Genomic DNA, 13,122 nt, shown 5'->3' on the forward strand with positions numbered 1-13,122 from the left:
ACCGCGGTGAGCGCGGCCGTGCCGACCGAGGCGGCGTCGATCGCGCCGTCCGTCCCGCCCGGCACCAGCTCCCGTACGGCGGAGCCCAGCTCGGCGTCGCGGGGTACGAAGAACTCGGCGCCGAAGCCCCGGACGAGATCCTCGTCCCCGGCCCCCGCCACGGCGACCACCCGCAGCCCGCGCGCCACCGCCAGCTCGACGGCGTAGCCGCCGACCCCGCCGGCCGCCCCGGTCACCAGCAGGGTCTGGCCCGCGGCCAGGCCGGCGAGGTCCAGGGCCTGGTCGGCGGTGAGGCCGTTGAGCGGGAGCGTGGCCGCCTGGGCCGGGGTGGCGCGGACGGGGGCGGGGGCCACCGCGTCGGCGTCCAGCACGATCTGCTCGGCGTAGGCGCCCAGGGGGAGGTCGAGCCGGTCGGCCAGGCCGATCACCCGGTCGCCCACCGCGAACCCGGTGACCCCGGCGCCGGTCTCCTCGACCACCCCGGCCACGTCCCAGCCGAGCCCGTGGACCTCGCGCCGCTCGGCCAGCCCGCCCTCGACGAGCGCCCCGGTCCGGACCGCCACGTCGACCGGGTTGACGCCCGCCGCCTCCACCCGTATCCGCACCTGACCGGTGCCGGGACGGGGGACCGGCACCTCCTCGACCTCCAGGGTCCCGGACCCGCCGAACGTACGGACCACAACCGCGCGCATCCTCGCCTCCATCGCTGCCTCCCTCGCCGATTGGCTGACTGAGACGAACCTATGGAGTGTTACTCTCCATCGGGAAGTACGCACGTGAAGGTACGTACCGCACCGGAAGGAGCGCCATGGCCACCCAGACGGCCGCACAGCGGCGAGAGGGCGCGCGGGCCGCCTACGACGCCTACCTGGCGGCCTGCCCGGCCAGGGAGCTGCTCGACACCATCAGCGACAAGTGGGTCAGCCTGGTCCTGAACGCGCTGTCGGACGGCCCGCTGCGCTACAGCGACCTGGGCCGGATCATCGCGGGCGTCAGCCAGAAGATGCTCACCCAGACCCTGCGCGGCATGGAGCGCGACGGCCTGGTCTCCCGCACGGTCACCCCCTCGGTGCCGGTCCGCGTCGACTACGCCCTCACCGAGCTCGGCCGTGACCTTCAGCCGCTCATGCGGGCCATCAAGGCGTGGGCCGAGAGCCACATCGAGCAGGTCCACAGTGCCCGCGAGGCCTACGACACCCGCGCCTGACCGCGCCTGACCGGGCGGGGCCGCGGTGGGATCTAGGAGGGCCGCTCCTGGCCGCGTGGGCTGTCACCCCGGGGATCGAGGGGGCGCTCGAAGAACGTCTCCAGCACGACCACGGTCTGGGTGCTCGTGACACCGGGGACGTCGTGCAGGCGCCTGAGCACGGCCTGCAGGTCCTCGGGGCTGGAGGTGCGCACCTTGACCAGCAGGGAGGCGGCCCCGGCGACGATGTGGGCCTCCTCGATCCAGGGCAGCGCGGCGAGCGCGGCGGCGGTCTCCTCGCCGCCCATCCACGCGTTGGCGTCGATCATCACGAAGGCCGCCACGCCCTTGCCGACCGCCGCCGGGTCGACGTCCACCGAGGTCCGCCTGATCACACCACGCAGGCGGAGCTTGCGCACACGCTCGTGGGTGGCCCCGCTGGACAGGCCCACGGCCTCGCCGAGCGCGGCGTACGACTGGGTGGCGTCGGCCTGGAGCAGGGCGAGGAGTTCACGGTCGATGTTGTCCACGGTGAGCATCGTACTGCCGAACGTAAGTCGGTAGTGAAAGGTATTGACCGAATGGCATCCTGTGTTCTTAAGTATGCACAGAACGAAATCCTAAGGACGGGGACGATGGAGACGATCGAGGCGCGCTTCGAGACGCTGGACGACCGGTTCAAGGCATGCCGTGGCGACGACCGCATCGAGCGGCTCCACACGGGCTGCCGGTGGGCCGAAGGCCCGGTCTACTTCCCGGCGGGCCGTTACCTGCTCTGGAGCGACATCCCCAACGACCGGATGCTCCGCTGGGACGAGATGACCGGCGCGGTCGGCCCGTTCCGGCAGCCCGCCGGCTACACCAACGGCCACACCGTCGACCGCGAGGGCCGGCTGGTCTCCTGTGAGCAGGGCAACCGCCGGGTCACCAGGACCGAGCACGACGGCTCCATCACGGTGATCGCCGACCGTTGGGAGGGCAGGCGCCTCAACAGCCCCAACGACGTGGTGGTGAAGTCGGACGGAACGATCTGGTTCACCGACCCGTCCTACGGCATCGACACCGACTACGAGGGCCACCGCGCGGAGAGCGAGATCGGAGCCTGCCACGTCTACCGCGTGGACCCGGCCACCGGGGAGGTCCGGATGGTGGCCGGCGACTTCGTCCGCCCCAACGGCCTGGCCTTCTCCACCGACGAGTCCACGCTCTACGTCGTCGACACCAGGGTCAACCACATCCGCTCGTTCGGTGTGAACGGGGACGGCACGCTCTCGGGCGGCGAGGTGCTGGCCAAGTGCGCCGTGGGCGTCTTCGATGGCATCCGCGTGGACACCGCCGGGCGGATCTGGGCCGCGGCCGGGGACGGCGTGCACTGCTTCGACCCCGACGGCACGCTGATCGGCAAGATCCACATTCCCGAGGCGGTGTCCAACCTCTGCTTCGGCGGCCTGAAGCGCAACCAGCTGTTCATCACGGCCACGTCCTCGGTCTACACCATCCTGCTCACCGTGAACGGCGCCACCCGGCCCTCGTAGGCCGCCCGGCCGGGCGGCGCCGCCACCGCCATGGCCGGCCCGGCCGCACACTCCGGCCCCGGTCACGACGTGCCGCCGGAGCGGCGTCGCCCGGTCGCCGGTCACGGCCCGCGGACCGGGCGGGGCCGCGGTGGGGCCGCGGTGGGCGCGCCGGTCAGGCCGTGGAGCCGCCGTCGACCACGATGTCGCTCCCGACGACGAAGCCCGCGTCCTCGGAGGCGAGCCAGAGGACGGTGCCGGTGATCTCGTCGAGGGAGCCGACCCGGCCGATCGGGAGCTGCTGCTTCACGCGGGCCGCCCGGTCGGCCTCCGTCTCGCCCGGGCGCATGGACATCGCGGTGTCGTGCGGGCCGGGGCTGACAGTGTTGATCCGGATGCCCCGGCCGATGTATTCCAGCGCCGCGGTGCGCGTCAGCGCCGTCACCCCCGCCTTGGAGGCGGCGTAGGCGCCGAACCCGGGGATGCGCTTGTGCGCCCCCATCTGTGAGCTGAAGTTGACGATGACCCCGCCGCCGCCGGCCAGCATCGCCGGGATCTCGTGCTTCATCGACAGGAAGGTCCCGGTCAGGTTGATGTCGACCACCCGGGCGAAGTCCTCCCAGGCCTGGTCGGCCACCTCGCCCGTGGCGAGCACCCCGGCGTTGTTGATCGCGATGTCCAGCCTGCCGTACCGCTCCACGATCTGCTCCACCAGCCCGGCGACCGAGGCGGAGTCGGAGACGTCCACGGTCAGGGCGGCGGCCCGGCCGTCCTCGGCCTCGATCAGCTTCACGGTCTGGCCGAGCGCCTCGTGCCCCCGGGCGGCGACCACGACCTGGGCGCCCTCGCGGGCGAATCCCCGTGCGACGGCCCGGCCGATGCCCGCCCCGCCCCCGGTCACCAGAACCACCTTGTCCTGAAATTTCATGACTGCTCCAAAAAATAATTGATCGATCAGTCCAGAATCCTGAGCGCCTGGGCGGCGGCGTCACGCAGACGTGCGGGGTCCGGCATCCCCTTGGCCGTCAGCCGCAGCCCCTGCAGGAAGACCAGCAGGAACCGGGCCAGCGCCCGCGGGTCGCGGTCGGCGGCCAGCTCCCCCTGCGCCTGCGCCCGGATGAGCGCCGAGGTCAGCGCGGTCTCCAGCGAGGTCCAGTTGGCGTCGACGAACCTGGCGACCGCGTCGTCGCCGGGGAGCAGCTCCCCGGCCGCGTTCGCGATCATGCAGCCGCGCCGTCGCTGGTCACGGATGGAGTCTTCGGCGTAGAACTCCACCAGGCGGCGTACGGCCGGCAGCGCGGCCCCCGGCTGCGACAGCATCTCCACCGGCGAGGGTTCCCTGGTCTCCAGGTAACGCCGCAGGGCCTTCAGGTAGAGATCGTGCTTGCCGCCGAAGGTGGCGTACAGGCTCGCCCGGCCGATCCCCAGGTGCCCCACCAGGTCGGCCATCGAGGTCGCCTCGTAGCCGCGCTCCCAGAACAGCTCCAGCGCCGCCTGGAGGGCGGTGTCCGGATCGAACTCCTTCGTTCTCGCCATGGGGGGACCGTAGACCAAAATGGAACGATCGGTCAAGTAAGGTGTGCGTCGCCCGCCTCGGCACCGGGCGCCCCGGGCCGGGGGACTACTCCCACCGGAACAGCCGTGCGGCCAGCACGCCGGTGACGAGCACGGTCGCCGCCATCACCACCAGGTGCAGCGGCTGGGGCGCGTGGCCCGCCCACGTGTCGCGCAGCGCCTGGGCGAACGGCGCCATCGGCAGGAAGTCGCCGATCCGCCGCACCAGCTCCGGCAGGAGCTCCCGGGGGACCCACATGCCCGCCACGAACAGCAGGGGGAACATCAGCAGCGAGCCGATCCCGGGGGCGGTCTTGGCGTTGGGCGCCATGGCGGCGATCAGCAGGCCGAGCCCGAACATCGAGGCGGTGCCGAGCAGGAACACGCCCGCGAACGCCAGGGGGCTCCTGGGCGCGGCCACGCCGAGGACCAGGTTGCCCAGGACGATCATCAGGGCGGTCGCGACGGCCGCCACCGCGAGGTTGTTCACCACCTGGGCGACCAGCAGCCGGACCGGGCCGACCGGGGTGGTCGACATCCGGCGCAGCACGCCGTTGTCCCGGTAGGTCACCAGGACGCTGGGCAGCGCGGTCAGCGCCATCGTCACCACGGACAGGATCACCATCATGCCGGGGAGCTGGGTGTCGATCACCCGCTGCCCGCCCAGCTCCGGGCTCGCCTCCTGGAAGCCGGGGATGCTGCCCAGCCCCAGCAGGAGCGCCAGCGGGAGCAGGACCGCCATGACCGGGCCGCCCGGCTCCCGCAGGAAGAGCTTCGCCTCGGTCAGGATCATCTTGTTCATTCGGAGATCTTCTTTCCGGTGAGGGCGAGGAAGGCGTCGTCGAGGGTGGCCTGCTCGACCCGCAGGTCGGCGGGGACGACGCCGGCCGAGGCCAGGGCGGTGGTGACCGCGACGAGCAGGTCGCCGGTGCCGGTGACCTCGATCCGGCCGCCCTCGCGGCTCACCTCGGTCACCTCGGGCAGGGCGTCGAGCACCGCGCCGTCGAAGGCCCCGACGGGCCGGAACCTGAGGCGCTGGTGGGCAGCGGCCCGGGAGACCAGGCCGGAGGGGCTGTCGACGGCGACCACCCGGCCGGCGTCGATCACCGCCAGCCGGTCGCAGAGCCGCTCGGCCTCCTCCATGAAGTGGGTGACCAGCACGATCGTCACCCCGTCGGCGCGGACCTGCTCGATGAGCTCCCAGGTGTCGCGGCGGGCCTGCGGGTCGAGACCCGTGGTCAGCTCGTCCAGGATCGCCACCCGAGGGGCGCCGACCAGCGCGAGCGCGATGGACAGCCGCTGCTGCTGACCGCCGGAGAGCTTGCCGTAGAAGGTGTCCCGCTTGTCGCCGAGCCCGACCCGCTCCAGCAGCGCGCCCCAGTCGGCGGGCGCCCGGTAGAAGGAGGCGTAAAGGTCGAGCGCCTCCCAGACCTTGATCTTCGCGGGCAGCGCGGAGCTCTGCAGCTGGACGCCGAGCCGCTCCTTGAGCTCCGCGCCGTCCAGGCCGCCGAGCACCCGCACGGTGCCGGAGTCGGGGGTGCGCAGGCCGGCGACGCACTCGACGGTCGTCGTCTTGCCGGCGCCGTTGGGGCCGAGAACGCCGAAGATCTCGCCCTCCTCGACGGTGAACGACACGTCGTCCACCGCGAGCTGGTCGCGGTACCGCTTACGGAGGTTGCTCACCTCGATGACCTTCATGCCGACGACGCTAGGAACTCCGCGAGCCGTACAGAATCCGTCTGGGCACCCGGCGGGGGTGTAGCTAACTCCACCCCCGGACGGCGTCCAGCGCCACTGGGCGCGACCGGCCCGATGGTCGAGACTTTCGGGCATGAGGCGACACGTGGTGACGATCGGCCGGGCCCTGGCTCTCGGGGCGCTGGCCCTGATGGACGTCGTCCTGTTCGGGGTGGCCCTGGTCACCGCCGCCATGACCGCGCTGGGGCTGATCTTCGTCTTCACTCCCGTGGTCAGGCTGGTCAGGCGCCGCACGATGCTCGCCAGGAGGCTGGCCGGCCGATGGCTGGGCGCCGAGATAGCGCCGTCCTACCTCCCGCCCCCGCCCCCGCCCCGGCGCCAGCCCGACGGCTGGTACCGCTATGAGCGCCAGCTCTACAAGACGCCGCGCTGGCCCGAGTGGAACAACCGCTGGAAGTGGATGTTCACCGACCCGGCCACCTGGCGGGACGGGCTCTGGCTGTCGCTGAACCCGCTCGCCGGCGGGGTCCTGTTGCTGCCCCTGGCCGCGGCCGGGTACGGCCTGGCCATGCCGTGGTACTGGACCCCGGCGGCCGCCCCTCTGGGAGCGGCCGTCGCCGTGGCCGGGGTGGCCGCGACGCCCTGGCTGCTGCGCTGCTACACGTGGTGGACCCGGCTGCTGCTGTCGCCCACCGCCAAGTCCATGCTGGCCGGCCGGGTCCAGCGGCTCGACCAGGTCAGGCTGGAGGCGGCCGACTCCCAGGCGGCCGAGCTGCGGCGGATCGAGCGCGACCTGCACGACGGGGCCCAGGCCAGGCTCGTCGCCATGGGCATGACGCTCGGCGCGGTCGAGGAACTGGTGGACAAGGACCCGGCCGCGGCCAAGGCGCTGCTGGCCAAGGTGCGCGAGGCCTCGTCCGTGGCGCTCACCGAGCTGCGCGACCTGGTCCGGGGCATCCACCCGCCGGTCCTGGCCGAGCGCGGCCTCGGTGACGCCGTACGCGCCCTGGCGCTGGACAGCCCGCTGCAGGTCACGGTCACCGTCGCGATGAAGTCCCGGCCCGAGTCGCCCGTCGAGTCGGCGGCCTACTTCTCGATCAGCGAACTGCTCACCAACGCGGCCCGGCACGGAGGCGCGGACCGCGTGTGGATCGACATCAGCGACCGGGGCAGGGCGCTGCGCGTCACCGTCACCGACGACGGCGCGGGCGGCGCCGACCCCTCCCGGGGCAGCGGTCTACGGGGCATCGAGCGGCGGCTGGCGGCCTTCGACGGGGTGCTCGCGCTCAGCAGCCCGGCCGGCGGCCCGACCACGGCCACCCTCGACCTGCCGAACGCGTCCGGCTGGGACGCCCCGCCGGACAAGCCCTCGCTGCCCCGGCGCAAGGCCGTCCTCGTCGCGCTCGGCTGGGGGCTGGGCTGGCTCCCCCTGTTCCCGCAGGGCCTGGTCGCGATGATCGTCAAGCTCGCCGGCGAGGAGAAGTTCAGCTGGTTCTACGCTCTCTACCTGCCCGAGCCGTGGCAGTGGCCGGCCATCGTCCTCAACATCCTGCTGGGCCTGGCCCTGTACGGCATGGCTCTGGCGATCCCCATCGCGCACTCGCGCAGGCAGTGGATGGCAGAGGTGATGACGGCCCGTCTATGGTTGGGCAAGTGAGCCCCCGAGTCGTCATCGCCGAGGACCTCTACCTGCTCAGAGACGGCCTGGTCCACCTGCTCCAGGCTCATGGTTTCGAGGTCGTCGCGGCGGTCGAGTCCGGGCCCGAGCTGCTGAGTGCGCTGACCGGCGAGCGGCCCGACGTCGCCGTGGTCGACGTACGGCTGCCGCCCACCTTCACCGACGAGGGACTCCAGGCTGCGCTGGCCGCCCGCCGGGCCGTCCCCGGCCTGCCGGTGCTGGTGCTCTCCCAGCACGTCGAGCAGCTCTACGCCCGCGAGCTGCTGGCCGACGGCTCCGGGGCGGTCGGCTACCTCCTGAAGGACCGGGTGTTCAACGCCGAGCAGTTCGTCGACGCGGTCCGCCGGGTCGCCGCCGGGGGCACCGCGATGGACCCCGAGGTGATCGCCAAGCTTCTGGTCAGCACCGCCCGGCACGGGCCGCTCGGCGCGCTGACCCCGCGCGAGCGCGAGGTGCTGGAGCTGATGGCCGAGGGCCGTTCCAACGCCGCCATCTCCCAGCGCCTGTTCCTCAGCGAGAGCGCGGTCGGCAAGCACACGGCCAGCATCTTCGGCAAGCTCGGCCTCGCCCCGTCCGACGACGACAACCGCCGGGTGCTGGCCGTCCTGACCTACCTCAACGCCGCCCGCTCCCAGCCGTAACCGCTCCGGGCCCTGGCCGCCGGGCGGCCCGGTGGACGACCCCGGTCACCGCCCTAGTCGCGCCCGAACGGGGTCATGACCTTGCAGCCGCCGGGGATCTCGCGCGCCTGGGCGTGCAGGCTGTCGGAGAAGCGGCCGAGCAGTGCGATCAGCTGCTCGCGCTCCCCGGCGGTGAACGTCTCGGAGAGCAGGCGCTCGACAGCCGACGCGGACGCGTCGGCCTCCTCCAGAGCGGCCCTTCCCTTCTCGGTCAGGCGGGTCTCCAGCACGTTGCGGTGCCATGGGTGCGCGGTCCGCTCGACGAGCCCCTTGTTCTCCAGGTTGCCCAGGGTCGTGGCCATCGTCTGCGGGGTGACCAGGCACGCGCGGGCCAGCGCGGCGGCCGACATGCCGGGGCTCTCCCCCAGGAAGTAGAGCGCCTGGTACTGCGGCACGGTCAGGCCGGACGGCTTGAGCACCATGTGCTTGAGCGCCATCAACTCCTGCTCCACCCGCTTGACGTGGCTTCCCAGCCGCTCGTCCGGAGGCATTCCCATGCACAGGATCCTACCCAACGACAGGGTTTGACTAGTTATCAGAGTTCTGTCTATCGTCAGCTCTCGTCTTAAAGCATGAACTCTGAGAGGCGATAGCCGTGGCGCTTACCCGACAGGCCGGGCACCGGCCGGGGATCACCCTGGCCACCGTGGCCGTGGCGGGCACGATGCTGCCGATCTCCGTGATGGCCCCGGCCCTCGCCCTGTCCGCCCTCGGGCGGGAGCTGGGGGCCGGGCTGGTCGGCCAGCAGTGGGTCCTGCACGGATACAACGTCGCGTTCGCCGCGTGCATGCTTCCCGCCGGGGCACTGGCCGACCGGTTCGGCCGCAGGCGGGTCTTCGCGCTCGGCACGCTGCTGTTCGCGCTCGCCTCGCTGGTCTGCGCCCTCGCGCCGACGATCCTGGTGATGGACCTGGCCAGGGCCGTGCAGGGCGCCGCGGCGACCGGCGTGCTGACCGCGGGCAGCGCGGTCCTGGCCGGCGCCTTCGAGGGCGGGGCCCGGGCCCGGGCGTTCGGCGTCCTCGGCACGGCCTTCGGCACGGGCATCGCGCTCGGGCCCGTCATCGGCGGAGGGCTGCTCGCGCTGGGCGGCTGGCGGGCGGTGTTCCTGTCCAACGTCGTGGTCGCGGTGGCCGCGGTCGCCCTCGGCGTGCCGCACATGAGGGAGTCCCGCGACCCCGGCGCCACGCGCTTCGACCGGGCCGGGGCACTGACCTTCACCGGCGCGCTCGCCCTGTTCACCCTCGCCACCGTCGAGGGGCCGCAGCTCGGCTGGGCGCACGGGGGCGTCCTGGCGATGTTCGCCGGGGCGGCCGGGCTGCTGCTGGCCTTCGTCGGGATCGAGACGCGGAGCGTCCGCCCGATGCTCGACCTGGGCCTGCTGCGCGACCGCCGCTTCCTCGCGGTCATCTGGATGGTGTTCGCGATGGGCTTCGGGTTCGTCGCCCCCGGCACCTACCTGCCGCTCTACTTCCGCTCGGTCGGCGGAGCGGGTCCGCTCGACGCCGGGCTCAGCATGGTCCCGCTGGGCCTGCCGGTGCTGCTGGTGCCGCCGGCGGCCGGAGCCCTCCTCCGGAGATTCTCGCTGCGCGCGCTGCTGACCGCCGCCCTGGCCCTGATCGCCGTGGGAGACCTGTGGCTGGTGACGCTGACCCCCGCCGGGGGCTGGACCCAGGTCGCCGGACCGCTGACCGTCCTCGGCCTGGGCGTCGGACTGGCGTTCGGCCTGATCGACAACGCGGCGGTCAGCGCCGCGCCGCCCGAACGGGCCGGGATGGCCTCCGGGGTGTTCAACACCATGCGCCTGGCCGGTGAGGCGGTGGCGGTCAGTGTCACCGGGGCCCTGCTGGTCAGCCTGACCCGGTCAGGTCTGGACGGCGACCGCGACCTCGCCAACCGCGTGGTCGCCGGAGACCTGGCCGGGATCCCGCCGCATGCCGCCGGCGTCTACACCGACTCCCTGCGCCTGACCCTCCTCGCGATCGCCGTCTTCACCGCCGTCTCCGCGGCCGTCTTCCTCTCCCTGAACCGCCGCGCCCGTCCCTGAGCCGCCGGCCCCGTCCATCCCTGAGCCGCCGAGTCCATCCCTGAGCCACCGGATCCGTTCGAACCGCCGGCCCCGTCCATCCCCCGGCCAACCGCCTCACCCCAAGGAGACCCCATGCCTCTCGTGACCGTGGGCACCACATCCGTCGACTACCGCGTCAGCGGTTCGGGCCCCGGCCTGGTGCTCGTCCACGGCACCGGCGCCGACGCCGACAGCAACTGGGCGCCGCTCGTCGAGGCCGTCGGGCACCGCTTCACCGTGGTGGCGGTCAACCTGCCCGGCGCCGGAGAGACCGCCGACCGGGGGGAGCCGCTGACCGTGGAGGGGCTCGCCGACCAGGTGGCCGCGGCCGCGGCGGACGCCGGGCTGGCGGAGTACCACATCGTCGGCCACTCCCTCGGCGCGGTCGTCGCCACCGCCGTGGCCGCCCGCCGTACCGATGAGGTGCTGTCGCTGTTCGCCCACGCGGGATGGGTCACCAGCGGCCCCCGGGAGATCTTCCAGTTCGACTACTGGGCCCGGCTGCTCCGCGCCGACAAGGAACTGCTCGCCCGGCTGCTCCAGCTCACCGCGATGGGCCCGGCCACGCTCGCGGCCCGCGGGACCGGTGACTTCGAGGACGCCGCGGCCGGGTTCACCGCCCTGCTCGACGGGCGGATCCTGCGGCAGATCGAGCTGGACGCCAGGGTGGACATCTCCCCGATGCTCCAGTGGATCAAGGCCCCGGCCATGTTCCTCGCCGGCGCCCACGACCTGATCGTGCCCCCGCGCCACCAGCGGGAGCTGGCCGACCGCGTCTACGGCGCCGGCTACCGCGAGGTCGAGGGCGGCCACGCCCTGCCGTTCGAGAACCCGGAGCTGTTCGTGGCGGTCGTCGCGGAGTGGCTGGACGGGTTCTGACGGGCCGGGCGCGGCGGGCGGCTCCGCCGTGCCCGCGGAGGGCGGTCCGGAGCCCGGCCGATCTCGGCCGTCATGGGCCCCGCCGTGCCCCCGCGGGAGGGCGGCACGGTGCGCTCCTGGTGGAGACGCCGGGAGAGGCCCCGCCGCGCCCGCGCGGGAGGGCGTCAGCCGCGCCCGACCAGCCCGGTCTCGTAGGCCGTGATGACCGCCTGCACCCGGTCGCGCAGTCCGAGCTTGGTCAGCACGTTGCTCACGTGGGTCTTGACCGTGTGCTCGCTGACCACCATCGTGGCCGCGATCTCGGCGTTGGACAGGCCGCGGCCGAGGAGCCCGAGGGTCTCGCGTTCCCTGGCGGTCAGCGCGTCGAGCCCGGCCACCGGGGCCGGGGGCCTAACCTGCTTGCGGACCATGTCGTCGATCAGCCGCCGGGTCACCGACGGCGCGAGCAGCGACTCGCCGGCGGCCACCACCCGGACCGCGTGGACCAGGTCGTCGCGGCGCACGTCCTTCAGCAGGAACCCGCTGGCCCCGGCGTGCAGCGCGTCGTAGACGTAGTCGTCCTGGTCGAACGTGGTCAGCATGAGCACCTTGGTGGAGGTCTCCTCGCAGACCACCCGGGCGGCCGCGATGCCGTCCATCCTGGGCATCCTGATGTCGAGCAGCAGCAGGTCGGGCCGGTGCTCGCGGACCGCGGCGACCGCCTCGGCCCCGTCGCCCGCCTCGGCCACGACGGCGATGTCCGGCTGGGCATCCAGGATCATGGAGAACCCGCCCCTGACCAGCTCCTGGTCGTCGGCCACCACCACACGGATGCTCATCAGCCAACCTTCCCCTTCTACGGAGCCTTCCGGAGGATTCCGGAGCTTCCCGGAGTTTCTCCTCGAAGCCCGACCCGTGCCGGGGAGCCTCGCATGTACGACCATATTGGTCGGCGCCTCGGCCCGTGCCTGCCGGGCGGTCCGAGCCCCTCCCCTGTTGTACGGCCGGCCGCTCCCGTCCGCATGGAGGAGATATGCGGTGGCTGGGAGGTTCTTGTCGGTCCCACCGGCTACGGTGCTGTTGACGTACGGCCACCGCGGATGGCGGTGCCGTTCAGGACGGAGGGATGATCAGGTGAAGATCCAGGTTGACCGTGATGTCCTGGCCGACGCGGTGGCCTGGGTCGCCCGGGCGCTGCCGAACCGTCCGGCTCTCCCCGTGCTCTCCGGGCTGCTGCTGGAGGCCGACGACGACCTCGTGCTGTCGGCCTTCGACTACGACGTCTCCGCCCGGGCCTCGATCGAGGCCGACGTGGCGGAGCCGGGCCGGGTGCTGATCCCCGGCCGGATCCTCGCGGAGATCACCCGGAGCCTGCCCGCCGAGCCGGTGGAGATCGCCATCAGCGGTTCCGAAGCGGTGCTGACCTGCGGCAGCGCCGAGTTCGGCCTGCTCACCATGCCGGTGGAAGACTTCCCGACCCTGCCGGCCATGCCACCGAAGATCGGTGCGGTCGGCGGCGGGGTCTTCGCCAGCGCGGTCGGCCAGGTGGCCCCCGCGGCCAGCCGCGACGAGACGCTCCCCATGCTGACGGGCATCCGGGTCGACATCTCCGGCGAGACCGTGGCCATGGCCGCCACCGACCGCTACCGGATCGCGGCCAGGGAGTTCGGCTGGCGTCCCGAGCGGCCCGGCGGCACGGCCGCGGCCATGGTGCCCGCCCGGGTGCTGGTCGAGGTGGCCAAGTCACTGCGCGGCGGCGAGGTGTCGATGGCGCTGGGCGACGGGGTCGCGGGGTTCGAGAGCGTCGGCCGGAGCACCACGGTCCGCCTGCTCGACGAGCAGTTCATCGACTACCGCGCGCGGCTGACCGACGACTGGCCGATCCGGGC

General features: G+C 72.8%; 15 protein-coding genes. 7 read left to right on the plus strand and 8 right to left on the minus strand.

The genetic code is table 11. From position 1 onward, the window contains the following. The coding region (locus ACWDS7_RS39925) for an NADP-dependent oxidoreductase (protein ID WP_451933501.1) at nt 1-692 on the minus strand (692 nt) is incomplete at its 3' end. Between the two features lie 116 nt (nt 693-808). On the opposite strand from ACWDS7_RS39925, the gene ACWDS7_RS39930 reads away from it, so the two are divergent. After that, complete coding sequence (locus ACWDS7_RS39930; RefSeq protein WP_306861499.1) at nt 809-1,207, plus strand: winged helix-turn-helix transcriptional regulator; 399 nt, start codon at nt 809-811, stop codon at nt 1,205-1,207. Nucleotides 1,208-1,239: 32 nt separating this feature from the next. Here the strand turns inward: ACWDS7_RS39930 and ACWDS7_RS39935 are convergent, their stop codons facing one another. Continuing rightward, nucleotides 1,240-1,716: an Lrp/AsnC family transcriptional regulator gene (locus ACWDS7_RS39935; RefSeq protein ID WP_306861497.1), complete on the minus strand. Its 477-nt coding sequence runs from the start codon at nt 1,714-1,716 to the stop codon at nt 1,240-1,242. A gap of 105 nt (nt 1,717-1,821) precedes the next feature. Here ACWDS7_RS39935 and ACWDS7_RS39940 point away from each other — a divergent pair, with 105 nt between their 5' ends. Beyond that, complete coding sequence (locus tag ACWDS7_RS39940) at nt 1,822-2,721, plus strand: SMP-30/gluconolactonase/LRE family protein (RefSeq protein ID WP_451933502.1); 900 nt, start codon at nt 1,822-1,824, stop codon at nt 2,719-2,721. 154 nt (nt 2,722-2,875) lie between these two features. Here the strand turns inward: ACWDS7_RS39940 and ACWDS7_RS39945 are convergent, their stop codons facing one another. The 4 genes from ACWDS7_RS39945 to ACWDS7_RS39960 form a co-directional block, all read right to left on the minus strand. After that, nucleotides 2,876-3,628: an SDR family NAD(P)-dependent oxidoreductase gene (locus ACWDS7_RS39945; RefSeq protein WP_306861493.1), complete on the minus strand. Its 753-nt coding sequence runs from the start codon at nt 3,626-3,628 to the stop codon at nt 2,876-2,878. Between the two features lie 26 nt (nt 3,629-3,654). Beyond that, complete coding sequence (locus ACWDS7_RS39950) at nt 3,655-4,236, minus strand: TetR/AcrR family transcriptional regulator (protein WP_451933503.1); 582 nt, start codon at nt 4,234-4,236, stop codon at nt 3,655-3,657. An 85-nt stretch (nt 4,237-4,321) separates the two neighbouring features. Continuing rightward, nucleotides 4,322-5,056: an ABC transporter permease gene (locus tag ACWDS7_RS39955; protein WP_451933504.1), complete on the minus strand. Its 735-nt coding sequence runs from the start codon at nt 5,054-5,056 to the stop codon at nt 4,322-4,324. Then, nucleotides 5,053-5,952, minus strand: a complete 900-nt coding sequence (locus ACWDS7_RS39960; RefSeq protein WP_451933505.1) for an ABC transporter ATP-binding protein — start codon at nt 5,950-5,952, stop codon at nt 5,053-5,055. The genes ACWDS7_RS39955 and ACWDS7_RS39960 overlap by 4 nt, the downstream gene beginning before the upstream one ends. A gap of 133 nt (nt 5,953-6,085) precedes the next feature. Between ACWDS7_RS39960 and ACWDS7_RS39965 the strand changes: the two genes are divergently transcribed. Beyond that, nucleotides 6,086-7,609 (plus strand): sensor histidine kinase, encoded by a 1,524-nt coding sequence (locus ACWDS7_RS39965; protein ID WP_451933506.1) that lies wholly within the window; start codon nt 6,086-6,088, stop codon nt 7,607-7,609. Next, nucleotides 7,594-8,271 carry a response regulator gene (locus ACWDS7_RS39970; protein ID WP_451933507.1) on the plus strand — a complete coding sequence of 226 codons (678 nt, stop codon included), beginning with the start codon at nt 7,594-7,596 and terminating at the stop codon, nt 8,269-8,271. The genes ACWDS7_RS39965 and ACWDS7_RS39970 overlap by 16 nt, the downstream gene beginning before the upstream one ends. A 53-nt stretch (nt 8,272-8,324) precedes the next feature. Here the strand turns inward: ACWDS7_RS39970 and ACWDS7_RS39975 are convergent, their stop codons facing one another. Next, nucleotides 8,325-8,807, minus strand: a complete 483-nt coding sequence (locus tag ACWDS7_RS39975) for a MarR family winged helix-turn-helix transcriptional regulator (RefSeq protein WP_306861479.1) — start codon at nt 8,805-8,807, stop codon at nt 8,325-8,327. Nucleotides 8,808-8,905: 98 nt separating this feature from the next. Between ACWDS7_RS39975 and ACWDS7_RS39980 the strand changes: the two genes are divergently transcribed. Beyond that, nucleotides 8,906-10,354 carry an MFS transporter gene (locus ACWDS7_RS39980; RefSeq protein ID WP_451933508.1) on the plus strand — a complete coding sequence of 483 codons (1,449 nt, stop codon included), beginning with the start codon at nt 8,906-8,908 and terminating at the stop codon, nt 10,352-10,354. A gap of 114 nt (nt 10,355-10,468) precedes the next feature. Continuing rightward, on the plus strand, nt 10,469-11,254 hold the full coding sequence (locus ACWDS7_RS39985) for an alpha/beta fold hydrolase (protein WP_451933509.1): 786 nt from the start codon (nt 10,469-10,471) through the stop codon (nt 11,252-11,254). A 164-nt stretch (nt 11,255-11,418) separates the two neighbouring features. Here ACWDS7_RS39985 and ACWDS7_RS39990 read toward each other — a convergent pair whose 3' ends face one another. Continuing rightward, complete coding sequence (locus ACWDS7_RS39990; protein ID WP_451933510.1) at nt 11,419-12,072, minus strand: response regulator; 654 nt, start codon at nt 12,070-12,072, stop codon at nt 11,419-11,421. A gap of 295 nt (nt 12,073-12,367) precedes the next feature. Here ACWDS7_RS39990 and dnaN point away from each other — a divergent pair. Further along, nucleotides 12,368-13,122 (plus strand): DNA polymerase III subunit beta (dnaN, locus tag ACWDS7_RS39995; RefSeq protein WP_451933511.1); only part of this gene is annotated, 755 nt, incomplete at its 3' end.

It is taken from the genome of Streptosporangium sp. NPDC003464 (genome assembly GCF_053588315.1).